General features: G+C 67.3%; 10 protein-coding genes. 7 read left to right on the top strand and 3 right to left on the bottom strand.

Annotated elements, in window-relative coordinates; all coding sequences use genetic code 11:
- The first annotated feature begins 271 nt into the window (after positions 1-271).
- The 3 genes from orn to AC1AYN_RS00620 all read left to right on the top strand — a co-directional run bounded on the left by orn (position 272) and on the right by AC1AYN_RS00620 (position 4,473).
- Positions 272-928 carry an oligoribonuclease gene (orn, locus tag AC1AYN_RS00610; protein ID WP_476502537.1) on the top strand — a complete coding sequence of 219 codons (657 nt, stop codon included), beginning with the start codon at positions 272-274 and terminating at the stop codon, positions 926-928.
- A 22-nt stretch (positions 929-950) separates the two neighbouring features.
- Positions 951-2,396 carry a DEAD/DEAH box helicase gene (locus tag AC1AYN_RS00615; protein ID WP_476502497.1) on the top strand — a complete coding sequence of 482 codons (1,446 nt, stop codon included), beginning with the start codon at positions 951-953 and terminating at the stop codon, positions 2,394-2,396.
- A 535-nt stretch (positions 2,397-2,931) separates the two neighbouring features.
- Positions 2,932-4,473, top strand: a complete 1,542-nt coding sequence (locus tag AC1AYN_RS00620; RefSeq protein ID WP_476502496.1) for a polysaccharide deacetylase family protein — start codon at positions 2,932-2,934, stop codon at positions 4,471-4,473.
- Positions 4,474-4,492: 19 nt separating this feature from the next.
- Here the strand turns inward: AC1AYN_RS00620 and amrS are convergent, their stop codons facing one another.
- The 3 genes from amrS to AC1AYN_RS00635 form a co-directional block, all read right to left on the bottom strand.
- The gene (amrS, locus tag AC1AYN_RS00625; RefSeq protein ID WP_476531436.1) at positions 4,493-5,623 is read right to left on the bottom strand and encodes an AmmeMemoRadiSam system radical SAM enzyme; all 1,131 of its coding nucleotides are present in this window, start codon (positions 5,621-5,623) and stop codon (positions 4,493-4,495) included.
- Positions 5,610-7,514, bottom strand: coding sequence for an AmmeMemoRadiSam system protein B (amrB, locus tag AC1AYN_RS00630; RefSeq protein ID WP_476531438.1), 1,905 nt, complete (start codon positions 7,512-7,514; stop codon positions 5,610-5,612). Before amrB ends, amrS begins: the two co-directional genes overlap by 14 nt.
- Before the next feature lie 568 nt (positions 7,515-8,082).
- Positions 8,083-10,647: an SCO7613 C-terminal domain-containing membrane protein gene (locus tag AC1AYN_RS00635; RefSeq protein WP_476531439.1), complete on the bottom strand. Its 2,565-nt coding sequence runs from the start codon at positions 10,645-10,647 to the stop codon at positions 8,083-8,085.
- Between the two features lie 53 nt (positions 10,648-10,700).
- Here AC1AYN_RS00635 and AC1AYN_RS00640 point away from each other — a divergent pair, with 53 nt between their 5' ends.
- The 4 genes from AC1AYN_RS00640 to AC1AYN_RS00655 all read left to right on the top strand — a co-directional run bounded on the left by AC1AYN_RS00640 (position 10,701) and on the right by AC1AYN_RS00655 (position 14,966).
- Entirely contained in the window at positions 10,701-11,042 is a 342-nt protein-coding gene (locus AC1AYN_RS00640; protein ID WP_476531441.1) for a hypothetical protein, read from the top strand.
- A gap of 309 nt (positions 11,043-11,351) precedes the next feature.
- Positions 11,352-13,154 (top strand): proline--tRNA ligase, encoded by a 1,803-nt coding sequence (locus tag AC1AYN_RS00645; RefSeq protein WP_476502492.1) that lies wholly within the window; start codon positions 11,352-11,354, stop codon positions 13,152-13,154.
- Between the two features lie 166 nt (positions 13,155-13,320).
- Positions 13,321-14,211, top strand: coding sequence for an aldo/keto reductase (locus AC1AYN_RS00650; protein WP_476502491.1), 891 nt, complete (start codon positions 13,321-13,323; stop codon positions 14,209-14,211).
- Positions 14,208-14,966, top strand: a complete 759-nt coding sequence (locus AC1AYN_RS00655; RefSeq protein WP_476531443.1) for an HNH endonuclease family protein — start codon at positions 14,208-14,210, stop codon at positions 14,964-14,966. Before AC1AYN_RS00650 ends, AC1AYN_RS00655 begins: the two co-directional genes overlap by 4 nt.
- The last annotated feature ends 8 nt before the right edge of the window (positions 14,967-14,974 follow it).

Raw genomic sequence — 14,974 nt, forward strand, 5'->3', positions numbered from 1 at the left:
CGGGGCCCACGCCTTTTTGCCTGTCGTCCGTGATTTCGTGTGCTGGGAGGCGGCCAGCGCAAGTATTCCCGGAGATTAACCCACTCGTCCGGGAATGATTGTGCTGCCGCCACGTCAGCGCAACTATTCCCGGATGATGGGGATGATTTCCGGGATTTCTTGTGCCGAGACGGGGGCTATGGGCGATGGGCGACGACGGCCGGCCGTCCGTTGCGCGGTATAGTCTGTACTGTTCTGCTCAGGCATAGGCTAACTAGGAAAGAGGCACATGATGGTGGACGCGCATGACGCGGAGACGTACACGGCGGAAGGTTCCCGCCTCATCTGGATCGACTGCGAGATGACCGGACTCGACATCTTCGGCGGCGACGAGCTCGTCGAAGTGTCCGTCGTCCCCACCGACTTCGACCTCAACGTGCTCGACGAGGGCGTCGACTACGTCATCAAGCCGAGCGACAAGGCCGTGGCGCACATGAACGACTTCGTACGCCAGATGCACACCCGCTCCGGCCTCATCAACGAGTGGGAGCACGGCCTCAGTCTCGAAGAGGCCGAGAAGAAGGTCACCGAATACGTGCTGCGCTTCACGCCGGACGGCGTCAAGCCGCTGCTCGCCGGCAACACGATCGGAAGCGACAAGAAGTTCCTCGACCATTACATGCCGAACCTGATGAGCCACCTGCACTACCGCAGCATCGACGTGAGCACGTTCAAGGAGCTCGCCCGCCGCTGGTATCCGGCCGTGTACGAGAACCGTCCGCCGAAGAACGGCGGCCACCGCGCCCTCGCGGACATCATCGAATCGCTCGACGAGCTGCGCTACTACCGCGCCGCCGTCATGGCCGCCGCCCCCGGCCCGGACGCCGCCGAAGCCGCGCGCATCCGCGACGAGATCGTCGCCACCAGCCTCAACGCCAAGGCCGAATAGCCGCATAGGGGCATCACGGGGCATGAGACAATCCGAGGCGCTCGCGATCCTCAACGCCGGGGCGAACGTGTTCCTGACGGGCGCGCCCGGCGCGGGCAAGACGTACGCGTTGAACGAGTTCATCCGCCAAGCCCGCGCGGACGGCGCGAGCGTCGCCGTGACCGCTTCGACCGGCATCGCCGCCACGCACGTCGACGGACAGACCATCCACTCGTGGAGCGGTGTGGGACTCGCCAACGTGCTCGACGCGAAACTGCTCAAAACCATCAAGACGCGTCGCAGACGCAAGATCCAGGCGACCGACGTGCTCGTCATCGACGAGGTGTCGATGCTGCACGCGTGGCTGTTCGACATGGTCGACCAGGTGTGCCGCGAGATACGCCACGACCCGCGCCCGTTCGGCGGCCTGCAGGTCGTGCTCTCCGGCGATTTCTTCCAGCTGCCGCCCGTTTCCGTGTCCGGCCGCAACCGCGACGTGATCCCGCCCACCCCCGAGTTCACGGCGTCGCGCGAACGCTACGCGCGCGCCGGACTCAACCCGGAGGGCTTCGTCACCGAATCATTGGTCTGGCCGGAACTCGATCCGGTCGTCTGCTATCTGACCGAACAGCATCGCCAGGATGACGGCCGACTGCTCACCGTGCTCACGCACATCCGCGAAAGCCGCGTCGACGACGCCGACCGTGACGCGCTCGTCACGCGGCTCGGCGTCGCGCCCGAACCCGGCGTCGTCGCCACGCACCTGTTCCCCGTGAACCGGCAGGCCGACAACCTCAACGACCTCAGGCTCGCGAGCATCATGCTCGACAGCCACGAGTTCCACGCCGAGCAGGCGGGACCGGCGAACCTCGTCGAACGGCTCAAACGCAACATGCTCGCCCCCGAACGGCTCGTGCTCAAGGAAGGCGCGGCCGTCATGGCCCTGCGCAACGACGCCGACCGCCAGTTCGTGAACGGCTCGCTCGGCACCGTGCGCGGCTTCGCGAACGAGAACAAGGGCGGCTGGCCGATCGTCGCATTCGAGAATGGCAACATCGTCACGATGAAACCCGCCACATGGGAGATGATGGACGGCGACACCGTGCTCGCATCCGTCTCGCAGGTGCCGTTGCGCTGCGCGTGGGGCATCACGATCCACAAGTCGCAGGGCATGACGCTCGACCGAGCCGTCATGGACCTCAAACGCACGTTCGCGCCCGGCATGGGCTACGTGGCGCTCTCCCGCGTCGAATCGCTCGACGGACTGTATCTCGAAGGCGTCAACAACCGCATGTTCACGGTCTCGCCCGACGCGGTCGCCTTGGACGGCGACCTCAGGGAGGCGTCCGCCGCCGCCTCCGACCTGCTCGCCGGGCAGGGTGCCGCCGCGTTCAAGCCGGGCGCCGGCTCCGACGACGGATTCGGGCTGGACGGCGTGCCCGGGGGAGCCGCCCCCGGCGACGAATTCGCCCAAGCCGCGCTCTTCTGACCGCCTTCGGCTGCCGTGCCCGTAACGGGTTCTTCGCATTTCGGCGTGCAGGGGTGGGTTTGGAGGACATGTCTGGAGCCGGGCTTCTCTTTCTCGCTTGACAGGGGTGCATTCTCACTGTTCCGGACTGCCATCTGCGTTACGAGGGGTACTTGATCAAGGTTTATCCGGGGCGCAGGTGCCGCAATGGTCGTAATGCACCTCGATGAGGCACCCTCAGGTACCCCTCATACGCAAGCTGTCTCCGGAGAACGATGGGGAAGCACCCCTGCCAAACGAGAATGCGGCGGAATGGCGACCGCTCGCTTCCAATCTGCCACGGCACCCTCCGGATTGGTCGCGGTTCCCTCCCGGACTGCCGCGGTTCCCTCCGCATCCGTCCGTGTTTTCCCGTGGAAAACCGTGGAACGAGTCATGATGACAGGGGAACGAACCTGTGTCGTCCACGTTCGTTGACGCGGGCGGGGTACCAATCCGCCCGCCTCGCGCATCGTGTGGGACAATGGGATGAGAAATCATCGCGGAGGAGGGTGTCATGGCGGACGACAAGCACATCGACGACGCGGATGACGTACGAATCGACATCGAACACGGCGACGTCACGGACGATGAAGCGGACGACGATGCGGACGATATGTTCCGCGAGCTCGGTGACGACGCCGCGGAACCGTATGACGACGGCACGACTCCGGACGCGACCGACTCGCCGGGCGCAAACGGTACGGGTACGGACGCACCCGTGACGGGCATCGGTGACGGCGGAACCGCGGCGGCGCGGCGTCGGCCGAAGCTGCTCGTCGCCGCGCTCGTCGCCGTGTTCGCGGCGGGCGTCGTGTTCGCCGGCGTGGCCGTCACCCGCTCAATCCTCGACCTCAACGCGCGCAACCACGCGTCCGCGCTCGCCTACTGCCGCCGGGAACGCGCGCAATACACGGAGACGCTCACCGGCTACACGCCCGTCGCACGGCAGGCCGCCGCGCTGCTCAAGGACACGGCGTCGATCACCGGCAGCGAGTCACGCGACCGGCTCCAACAGCAGATGGACAACATGCACGACGCCGACGTGACCGCTCCCGCCAAACAGGACTGCGCGGCGGACGCGCACACCGCCGACATCGCCGCGCTCGGCGACCGGTACGCGGCCGCGGCGAGCGCCATGGCCGACGGGCTCATCTCCATCCGCTACGACGCGGACACGCTCGAACAGATGAAGGACGGATTGAACGCGCAGGACGCGCGCGAACAGCTGACCACGCTCATCGCGCGCGGAAAACTCGCCTACGACCGGTCCGCGGGCAAGGCGGACGAGACGGCGCGCGGCACGCTCAAGAACGCGATCGACACGGCGCAGGCCGTGCTCGACACGACGCCGTCCGACCAGAGCGACGCCGTGAACGAGCAGATCCAACCGTTGAGCGAGGCGACGGCCAAGGTGATCGCGCTGATGCCGCTCGACTGCCATTTCGCCGACTGCGTGGCCCTCACCTTCGACGATGGACCGAACAAGCAGACCACGCCGAAAGTGCTCGACGCCTTGAAGGCGGCCGGCGTGCCCGCCACGTTCTTTCTGCAGGGGCAGTTCGTCAGCGGGTCGAACGTGAAGCTCGTGGGGCGCATGGCCGCCGAAGGGCATAGCGTCGGATCGATGTCATGGCGGCACACGCAGATGCACGCGATGCCCGCCAGCCAGCTCGCCAAATGGTTCAAGGACACTGATTCGGTGATCTCGTCGGCTTCCGGCAAGCCGGTCACGCTGTTCCGGCCGCCGGACGGCGCGTGGAGCGACACGCTGCGCGACCAAGCCAAGGCGAACGGGCAGGCGATGATTCTGTGGGGCGTGGACTCGGGCGACTGGGGCAAGCTCGACGCCGCCGAGATCGAGAAGCGCACGCTCGACGGCGTCTACTCCGGCTCGATCATCTCGCTGCGCGACGGGAACCCCGAAACCGTGAAGGCGCTGCCGGGAATCATCAAGGAGTTGCAGGCAAAGGGATACCACATCGTCACCGTGGACACGTTGCTCGCCGGCGACATCCAACCGGGCTCCGTCGCCTACGGCCTCAACGACGTGCAGTAAGCGCCGGCGCCCGTCGGGTTCACCAACGGCCGGCGATCGGGGTGCCGCAGTCGGGGCAGCGGGCGGTGACGGTAGTGTCGGTGGTATCGCCCGTATCGCTCAGACGGTTCTCGATGATGCGGTACCAGTCGCGGACCACGAGCGGGGCGCGGCAATCCGGATTCGGGCAGAACGTGGTGTCGCCCTCACGGTCGTGCACGTTGCCGGTGTACACGTACCGCAATCCCTCATCCATCGCGATGCGCCGCGCGCGCGTGAGCGTCGCGTGCGGCGTGGGCGGCACGTCGGTCATCTTCCACGCCGGGTGGAACGCCGAGAAATGCAACGGGACGTCCGGGCCGAGCGTTTCGCGGATCCACGCGCATTCCGCATGCAACTGCGCGTCGTCGTCGTTGAGACCGGGGATGAGCAGCGTCGTCAACTCCACCCACACGTGACGGCCGTCCGGCGTGCGCGCCTCGTTCACCGCATAGTCGATCGTGTCGAGCACGTCCTTCAGGTGCGTGCCGGTCACCTTCCAATAGAACTCCTCGGTGAAGCCCTTCAGATCGATGTTCGCCGCATCCATCGCCGCGTAGAAGTCGGGGCGGGCCGGCGCGGCCATATAGCCGGCGGTCACCGCGATCGGGTGGACGCCGCGCTCCCGGCACGCCCACGCCGTGTCGATCGCGTACTCGGCGAACACGATCGGATCGTTGTAGGTGAACGCCACCGAACCGATGCCGCGGTCGGCCGCGACGGCCGCGATCCTCTCCGGCGACGCCTCCACGCCCAGACGGTCGAAGTCGCGCGCACGCGAGATATCCCAGTTCTGGCAGAACCGGCACGCCGAATTGCAGCCGGCCGTGCCGAAACTCAGGACGCTCGAACCCGGGTGGAAATGGTTGAGCGGCTTCTTCTCCACCGGGTCCACGGCGAACCCGGAACTGCGGCCGTACGTGTCCGAATAGATCGCGCCGCCGTGATTCGAGCGCACGAAGCAGAATCCACGCTGGCCGGGCTTCAGCACGCACCGGCGCGGGCACAGCTCGCAACGCGCGCGGTCGGTGCCGTCGGCGAAGCGGGTCTGCCAACGACCGAGGGCGGGATCGGTTGTGGCGGGGGATGTGGGGGATTCGGAGGTGCCCCGGACTTGGTCAGTGGTCGGCATAGGCGGTCACCTCGTAGCGCTCGCAGACGATCTCGCCGTCGCGCCAGTCGAGCGCGGCGTCGAGGCCGGCCTTGGCGAGCAGATGCGTGACGAAATCATGCGGATTCGGCAGCTGCTCCCACACCTGCGGCAGGAACGTGGCGCGACGTCGCCCATCCCGTTCGGCGAGGACGAGACCGTCCTTGCCGGGACGCAGCGCGCGCTCCAACTCGTTGCGCGAGCGCACCGGGTGCTCAGACGGGACGGCGACCATGCGGCCGTCGTCGCCGCGCCGCCATTCGGGCGTCACGACGAGAATCGGCTCCGGCTTCGAAAGCACCGACACCTCCACGTCGAGCAGCGGATACTCCTCCGCGACGACCGGGAAGAAGCGCGGATCATGGATCGCCGCATCCACCGCGTGCTCGGCGACGTCGCGGCCGAGCGGCTGATGCGCCTCCAACGCGCCGATGCACCCGCGCAACTCGCCGCCCTCAGTCAACGTGACGAAGCTCGCGCCCGGCTCGTCCAACCACGGGTGCGCGGCGATGATCGATGCCACGGAATCCGGGGATTCCGCGCCACCGTCATCCAATCCGAGATGTTCGCGGATCGCCGCCCGCGCCAACCGCAACAGCACGGTTCCATGTGATTCGTCGGTATGTGATTCGTCGGTATGGGTGTCGTCGGTATAGACGGTGGATGAGTCGTCCGCGTCGGCGATGCTGGTGCGTGCGTCGCCCCCGCTGGCGGGGGCTGTCGGCGCAGCCGACTGAGGGTGGCCGTCGTTCTCCCACACGGCGAACGACGCGTAGCCGACCACCGCCTCATCGGGATTCCGCATCGCCGGGCGTTCCTCGCCCGCGATCGCGACCACGCCGTCATCGCCGGATGTAGACCGGCCAAGCAGCCGCAACGTGAACGGCGAAGACGTCTTGGCGGTACCGGCCGGACCGCCTGCCGAAGAACCAGCCGGACTGTCGGGCGCCGGAGCCAGCCCGCGCGTCAGCACATCCAACAGGCCGTTGACCGGATACGCGCCGCATGCGCGGTCCGGGCGGATCGGTCCGTCAAGCCGCCCGATCGCGTCGATGGTCGCGTCATCCAACGCCCGCGCGTACTCCTGCGGATGGTAATGCGACAAATCGGAGCTGATCACGATCACCGTCTCCGGGCCGCCCCACAGGGCGCGCAGCACGTCGCCCACCTCGCGCGGGCTCGCATCGCCTGCGTTCAGGGGCACGATCTCGATATCCGGGCCGAGCACGGTCTGCAGGAACGGGATCTGCACTTCGACCGCATGCTCGCGCGCATGCGTCGAATCGTTCACGATCAGGGCCGGAGCGGGGGCTCCAGGTGTGGCGCGCATGCCGGAGGTCAGCGGCTCGGCGGATGCATCGTCTGGCGCGAGTCCCAACGCGCGCTTCTCCGACGCGGTATCGATGGGGACCACGCCGAGGGGCGTGGCGAACGCATCGGCGCTCGAGGCCGCGACGCCGCGCACCGCCACACGATGCGTCGGCCCGACGATCACCGCGCGCGTGATGCGACCACGCCCACGTTCGAGCAGCGCATAGGCGAGCGCCGCCGTCGTACCAGAATACACGTAGCCGGCGTGCGGTACAATCACCGCCTTCGGCGTGCCATGCGGCAACGAGGCCGCTCCCTGCGGCAACGAGGCCGAGGCTGTCGCTCCTGCGTCCGTGCCCGTGACCGGGGATTTTGCCGCGCTCGCCGTCACAGGCGCGCCGGCATCCGCGCCGGCGAGCTTCGCGATGAGTTCGCGCCCGTACTCGAGTTGACGGTCGAGCATCCGCTTCAGCACCACGCGGTCGGCCGGGTAGAACGCGCCCGCCACCGCCGCCGGACGGATACGATTCGCTTGTGCTTTCGACACTTTCGGCTGTGTCATATCGACCACCCCCATCCCATTCTATGTTCGTCGGGGTGGTTTTTCTCCGGACAGTGCGTCCGGGCGCTTCGTGCCGAAGCCGCCGCGGAGTATATCGCTTCCTCGACCGCCATGGTCGCAACGGGAGGAGCGAAGAGGAATCGGAAGAATCTTCGGTGCGGGCCGAGAGGGGGCAGGTATCGTGCATGGTTCTGCTGTGTACGTGCATGGTTTTGCTACGAACGTGCATGGTGCTGCGACGAATGTGCATGGTTCATAGCCGAACCTGTAGGATTCCGGGATGAACCTGTGCGGCATGGCCCTGAAGATCCGACGAAAGGTCTGATGAGCCGACACCTATTTCGGCGGAATTCCGGGCTTTTCCGTTGCTCATTCCGTGCCGGGAACGGCGGTCTTCAGCACCACACCCTACACGTTGGCACATGCGAGCTACACATCACCGGCTGAATCATGCACATTGATGCTCGAACCATACACATTCGCCTCTCGACCATGCACATCACCACCTCGACCATGCACATTCGCGTGATGCATTCACGTGACGATTGGCGCTTGGCCCCGTCGGTCCCTACCGCAGCTGGCTGATGCGGACGGCGAGGGTCCGCATCGTCCGCAGGCTCGCCTCGTAGCGGGCGGCCGCCACGATGAGCACCACGCCGCCGATCAGCAGCCACACCCACCAGAACTGGCGGGAGAACACGGCCAGCCACGGCCACAGCACGGTGATCATGTGCACCACCAGCACCGCCGTGCCATAAATGAGCGGTGCCTGAAGCCCGCGCAGCGCACCCCACAGCAGCATGCCCAGCGCGATGCCGAACAGGATGAGCGCCCTCGGGAATGACAGCGGCGAAGTCCAGCTCACCAGCAGCGACGGCACCGTGAGCAGGGTGAGCGCCGGCCACAGGGCCGTCCAACTGCGTATGCGCGGCCACACCATCAGCCAGCGGACTCCGACGGCCAACGCTCCCATGCCGATCGCCCCGCAGATGAGGTCGGCCGGCATGTACGGCCGTGGCGCAATCAGCGTGTTGAGGAGCAGGAACACGGTCGCCAGCGCGGCGAACGCCGTGACGATCGCGCCGGCCACGTCCACGCCCCGCGCCTTCGTCACGATCACTGGCTGCTGGGGTTGCGGGGGTTGCGGGGGTATCACCGGCGTGCGCGGTGCGGGCATCTGCGGCTGTGGAGCCGGCATCGGAGGCGTATTCGGCATCGGGACCGGCGCCTGAACCGGCATCGGAGCCACCGGTGCCGTCGAAGACGGGGATGGTGCCGGTTGCGGTGATGCCATCGGTTGCGCCGGTGCAGCCGGTCGTCCATATCCGGGATGATTCGCGGAAGCGAAGCCGGATTCGACCGGATACGGTTCGACCGGATACGGTCCGACCGGATACGGTTCTGTCGGATATGAGCCCGCCGGATACGGTGCCGCCTGATATGGCCCGACCGGATGCGGCTGTACCGGATAAGGCTGTACCGGATAAGGCTGCACCGGATAAGGCCCCGCCGGATGTACGGCCGCCGGATAGTGGTTTGTCGGATAGGGATTCGCCGGATACACGGGGTATCGCGAAGCGGGAACCCCAGCGCCGGGAACCCCAGCGCCGGGAACCCCCGGAACAGGAGGCGCCGCGACCGGAGGCGCCGTCACCGCGCCGACCGTCGGTCCTGGGGCCGGAATCCCCGTCACCGCGCCGGCCGCCGGTCCCGCCGTCGGAGGCGCTGCGACCGGCACCCCCGTCATCGCACCAACCGCCGGTCCCGCAACCGCCGGTCCCGCCGTCGGCGCAGGCCCGACCGGCCTCGCCCCGATCATCTCCAGACCGCCTGTCACTATCTCCCTCCGCACCCGTTCGAGCCTGCGCGCCGGCCGAGCCGCACACATCCACGCGCATCCCGTCGCGGCCAGCAGCCCCACAAACGCCGCCATCGCCGTCACAAGCGCCGGAATCCCGTCGCGTCCGAATTCGCCGCACACCATGATGAGCAGCACGATCGCGCCGTTCAACGCGGCCGCCACCCGTTCCGCCAGACTCACGACCGGCCTGCCGCCAGCCTTCTCGGCAGTTGCGCCTTTCCCGGTCGCATCCTTCCCGGCCGCGTCAGTCCCGTTCACATCCTTCCCGGCCGCCGGCAGACCCGCCCCAGCCGCTTCCGTCCCGGCGCTCGCGCCCGCCTCAAGCGCGCCCGCCTCAAGCTCAGACGTATCCTCCTCCCGCGGCCCCGGCATCACGCACGCGGCGATCGCCGCCGCCGCGGCCACGAGAATCGCCGGCAGATACGCCCACATGCGTCGGGTCTCCGACGGCATGGTCAGCGGGAACAAGCGCAGGACCAGCGTGGTCGAGACCGCCAGCACCCAGATGATCGCGCTGACCGGCACGAACCGCAGTCCGGTCGGCAGCGGACGCCCGTCGCGCACCGACGGACGGACGTACGTGACGGCGAGCACGCCCATCCACGCGCCGACCATGACGGGCAGCAGCGCGGCCGACACCCACAGCAGATGCCCGTAGTCGGTGGCCATCGCGAATTCGATCGACCCGAAGACGAGGATCACCGTGGCGACGACGAACGCGGCAATCGCTTCGAAGTCGGGTATGGTCCGTCGCGCGTCGGCGGGCAACGTGACGGCGAGCAGCGTCGCCGTCACGCCCGCGAGCGCGCATTGGACGACGATGCGTTGCGGATCGTCGTCGATGGGCAGCGCGTACGCCATCATCAGCACGGCGAACGGCATCGCGAACACGGCGTACAGCGAGTACGCGCGCAGCGGCGGCATTCCGCCGGGCAGCGGAATGCGCCGCAGTCCGAGCCCCGCCGCCGCGACGACGAACAGCATCGCGCCGCAGATGAACGATGCGGGTTTGCCGGCGATGTGCGGTTCGTTGATCGTGGAGACGAGAATCGCGCCGATGGCGAGCGCGATGAGTCCCGCCCATGCGAGGCCTTCCGCGGTGACGCGCAGCCGCGGCGTGAGCGCGACGGCCACGCCGACGGCGATCGCGCCTACCGCGCTCACGCACGCGGCGCGACCCACGTCGCCGAGCAGTCCGTAGGCGAACCATGCGAACGCGAACACGGCGATGACGACGAGTGCGACGCCGAGCGCGAGCAGCAGCGTCTGCACGGTGGACCGGTGCGGCGGTTGCGCGGTCGCGCCCGTTCGCACGGTCGATTGCGGTGATTGCGACGATTGTGGTGATTGTGGTGGCTGCGTCGATGTCGGAGTCGGTGATGCCGGTGATTGTGGTGATGCCGGTTGTGGTGGTTGCTGTTGCGTCATTGCGCGTCCCCTTCGTATGTCCCCGTCCATTCTCCCACGTGGCTGACGAAATTCCAAGATTCGTCACGGCCCGCTGCCAGCGCCGATGCCGCTTGGTGCCAATGCCGATGCCGGTATCGCTGCTGCTGCCAGTGTTGGTGCCAGTGCTGGTGCCGCTGCCGGTCCGGCCCTCGGAATCGACCGCTCCTATCGTTTCGGCGCAACTTTTCCCGGGAATATGCGGCTTCGTCCGGGAATAGTTGTGCTGAGCCCGTGTCAGTGCAAGGATTCCCGGCCGACGCGGTGATTTTCCGGGATTCTTTGCGCTGGGACGTCGTCAGCGCGAGGATTCCCGGATGAGTGGGCTGATTTCCGGGAATAGTCGCGCTGAAGGGTGGTGGGACATGAGGTGCCGGGGCTGCATCGGGTGGTTTGGCGTTGTTGGATGATTCGGAGTTGCGGTCGAACCGGTGTCATCGGTTGGTTTGGTGTTATCGGTCGAATCGGTGCCGTCGGCTGGTTCGGTGTTGTCGTCGGTGTTGTCGGTTGATTTGAATATCGTGGAGCGCATGACTTCCAATACCCTTCGTATGTCCACCCTGTTCCTGCGCACGTTGCGCGAGGACCCCGCCGACGCCGACGTCGATTCGGCGAAGCTGTTGCAGCGCGCCGGCTACATCCGCAAGGCCGCCCCCGGCATCTGGACCTGGCTGCCGCTGGGCCTGAAGGTCCTCAACAAGATCGAGGAGATCATCCGCGAGGAGATGGCCGGCATCGGTGCCCAGGAGGTGCACTTCCCGGCCCTGCTGCCGCGCGAACCGTACGAGGCCACCCACCGCTGGGAGGAGTACGGCGACAACATCTTCCGTCTCAAGGACCGCCACAAGGCCGACTACCTGCTGGCCCCCACGCACGAGGAGATGTTCACGCTCCTCGTCAAGGACATGTACTCGTCCTACAAGGACCTGCCGGTCGTCCTCTACCAGATCCAGACCAAGTACCGCGACGAGTTCCGTCCGCGCGCCGGCCTGATCCGCGGCCGTGAGTTCGTCATGAAGGACGCCTACTCGTTCAACATCGACGAGGAGGGCCTGAAGAAGGCGTACTACGACGAGCGCGGCGCCTACGAGCGCGTCTTCCAGCGTCTCGACCTCAAGTACGTGCCGGTGTTCGCGATGTCCGGCCCGATGGGCGGCTCCGCGTCCGAGGAGTTCCTTGCCCCGATGCCGATCGGCGAGGACACGTTCGCGCTCGCCCCGTCCGGCAAGGCGTGGAACGTGGAGGCGCTGCACACGCCCGAACTGCCCGAGGTCGACTGCTCCGCCACTCCGGCCGCGCACAAGGAGGCCACTCCGGACGCGAAGACCATCGACAAGATGATCGAGCGCGCCGACGCCGACCATCCGCGCGCCGACGGCCGCGGTTGGGCCGCCTCCGACATCCTCAAGAACGTGGCGATCACCGTCAAGCACCCCGAGGACGAGGACCACGACGAGCCGTGGCGCGAGGTCGTCGTCGTCGGCGTGCCCGGCGACCGCACGGTCGACATGAAGCGTCTCGAAGCGCAGTTCGCGCCCGCCGAGATCGAGGAGGCCACCGAGGACGATCTCAAGAAGCACCCGGAGCTGGTGCTCGGCTACATCGGACCGATGGTGCTCGGCCCGCAGGCCGAGAAGGCCGGTGTCGAGAACCCGTGCCGCTACTTCGTGGACGCCCACGTGGTCAAGGGCTCCGCATGGTTCACGGGCGCCGACGAGCATGAGGTCGACTACTACGATCTCGTCTACGGCCGTGACTTCGAGGCCGACGGCACCGTCGAGGCCGTCGAGGTCCGCCACGGCGACATGAGCCCGGACGGCTCCGGCCCGTTGAGCTTCGAGCGCGGCGTCGAGATCGGCCAGGTCTTCCAGCTCGGTCTCAAGTATTCGAAGGCGCTGGACCTGAAGGTCCTCGACCAGAACGGCAAGGCCGTTCCCGTGTGGATGGGCTGCTACGGCATCGGCGTCTCCCGCGTGCTCGCCTGCATCGCCGAAACGCATCACGACGAGCGTGGCCTCGCCTGGCCGAAGGTCTGCGCCCCCGCCCAGGTGCACGTGGTCGCCACCGGCAAGAACGCCGAGGCGTTCGACGGCGCGGAGAAGCTGGTCGAGGAGCTCGAGGCGAACGGCGTCGAGGTCATCTACGACGACCGCAAGAAGGTCTCCCCGGGCGTCAAGTTCAAGGACGCCGAGCTCATCGGCGTGCCCGTCATCGCCGTGGTCGGCCGCGACTTCGTCAACGACGGCACCATCGAGATCCGCGATCGCGACGGCGGGAACAAGGTGGTCGTCCCGGCCGCCGACGCCGTCAAGGAACTGCTCGAGCGCCTGTAAGCCGCGATCGTCGCGATTCATCGCAATCGTCGTGACGTCGATCACGTGACAGTGATCCGCCAAGTGCCGTGTGCCCGCCTCCCGCGGGCCACGGCACTTGTGATTAACGACGGTAACGGCGACGATGGCACCTATGATGAGGAAGACGGATAAGGAGACAACCATCATGACGAACACCCCCGGCACCCCCGCGGCCAACCCCGCGAAGACCTTCCACACGCCCCTCGTCACCCTGAACGACGGGCATCTCATCCCGCAGATCGGCCTCGGCGTCCTGCGCATCGACGACGAAGGCGTCGTGCCCGTCGTCGAAAGCGCGCTCGAAGCCGGCTACCGCCACATCGACGGCGCCGCCGGCTACAACAACGAGGCGGGCGTGGGCCGCGCGCTCGCCGCCACCGGCTACAACACGGGCGAGCAGCGCAAGAGCCTGTGGCTCACCACCAAGCTGCGCGACTCCCAGCAGGGCTACGATTCCGCGCTCAAGGCGTTCGACGACTCCCTCGCCAAACTCCAGGTCGACTACGTCGACATGTACATGATTCACTGGCCCACGCCGTTCGACTGGCGCAGCGGCGAGACGTGGAAGGCGTTCACGAAGCTGCGCGAGGAAGGCCGCGTCAAGACGCTCGGCGTGTGCAACTTCCTGCCCGAGCACCTGGAGAGGCTGCACGAGGAGACCGGCGAATGGCCGGCCATCGACCAGATCGAACTGCACCCCACGTGGCAGCAGCGCGAGGTCGTCGCCTTCTGCAAGGCGCACGGCATCGCCGTCGAAGCGTATTCGCCGATGGCCCGCGGCGCCGACCTCAACGCCGGCGACGGCACGATCGAACGCATCGCCGCAGCGCACGGCGTCACGCCCGCCCAGGTGATCCTGCGCTGGCACATCGAGAACGGCACGATCATCATCCCCAAGTCCGTACACGCGGACCGTCAGCGCCAGAACCTCGACTTGTTCGGCTTCGTGCTCGAACCGGCCGAACACGCCGCGATCGACGCGCTCGACGGCCCCACCCGCGCCGGCCACGACCCCCTCACCTTCACCTACGCGTGAGTCGTCGTCATCATTCGCGCTTCCGTCGTCGCCGTTTCAGCGCGGAACGGCTCGTCGAACGCGTGCTGATCCTCGTCATCCTCGCCGCGCTCGCCGGTGCGGCGATCGGTCTCGGCCTGCCGGAGATCAGTCCGACCGTCGCGAGCATCACCGGCGAGAGGGCGGCGACCGGACAGGCCGCCGACGTGCTCGCCACGCTCGCTGTCGACGACCAGCCGAACGCGTCCGGCTACAGCCGTGACGCGTTCGGCTACCGTGAGACCGACGATGACGGGAACGGCTGCGACATTCGCGAGGACATCCTCGCGCGCGACCTCAAGGACGTCACGTTCAAGGGCGCGACCGGCCTGTACGCGTGCACGGTCGCGTCCGGCACGCTCGACGATCCGTACACCGGCAAGACGATACAGTTCACGCGTGGCGCGACGACGTCCGCCGCCGTGCAGATCGACCATGTGGTCGCGTTGGAGAATGCGTGGCAGTCGGGCGCGCGCGGCTGGGACACGGCGAAACGGTACCGTTACGGCAACGATCCGTACAATCTGCTCGCGGTCGACGGCCCCGCCAATCAGGAGAAGGGGTCCGCGTCCGCCGCGTACTGGCTGCCGACGAACGGCGCCTACCGGTGCGACTACGTGGCGCGGCAGATCGGCGTCAAATCGAAATACGGTCTCACCGTCACGTCCGCCGAAAAGGACGCGATGCTCGCCGTCCTCCACGCCTGCCCCGGCCAGTCAGTCCCCGCCGACCAGTGAGACGTGAC

It is taken from the genome of Bifidobacterium sp. LH_413, from assembly GCF_056357015.1.

What these genes read in the sequence shown, in the direction of transcription:
- orn (WP_476502537.1), top strand. Translation starts at nt 272, where the DNA reads ATGGTGGACGCGCATGACGCGGAGACGTACACGGCGGAAGGTTCCCGC.
- AC1AYN_RS00615 (WP_476502497.1), top strand. Translation starts at nt 951, where the DNA reads ATGAGACAATCCGAGGCGCTCGCGATCCTCAACGCCGGGGCGAACGTG.
- AC1AYN_RS00620 (WP_476502496.1), top strand. Translation starts at nt 2,932, where the DNA reads ATGGCGGACGACAAGCACATCGACGACGCGGATGACGTACGAATCGAC.
- amrS (WP_476531436.1), bottom strand. Translation starts at nt 5,623, where the DNA reads ATGCCGACCACTGACCAAGTCCGGGGCACCTCCGAATCCCCCACATCC.
- amrB (WP_476531438.1), bottom strand. Translation starts at nt 7,514, where the DNA reads ATGACACAGCCGAAAGTGTCGAAAGCACAAGCGAATCGTATCCGTCCG.
- AC1AYN_RS00645 (WP_476502492.1), top strand. Translation starts at nt 11,352, where the DNA reads ATGACTTCCAATACCCTTCGTATGTCCACCCTGTTCCTGCGCACGTTG.
- AC1AYN_RS00650 (WP_476502491.1), top strand. Translation starts at nt 13,321, where the DNA reads ATGACGAACACCCCCGGCACCCCCGCGGCCAACCCCGCGAAGACCTTC.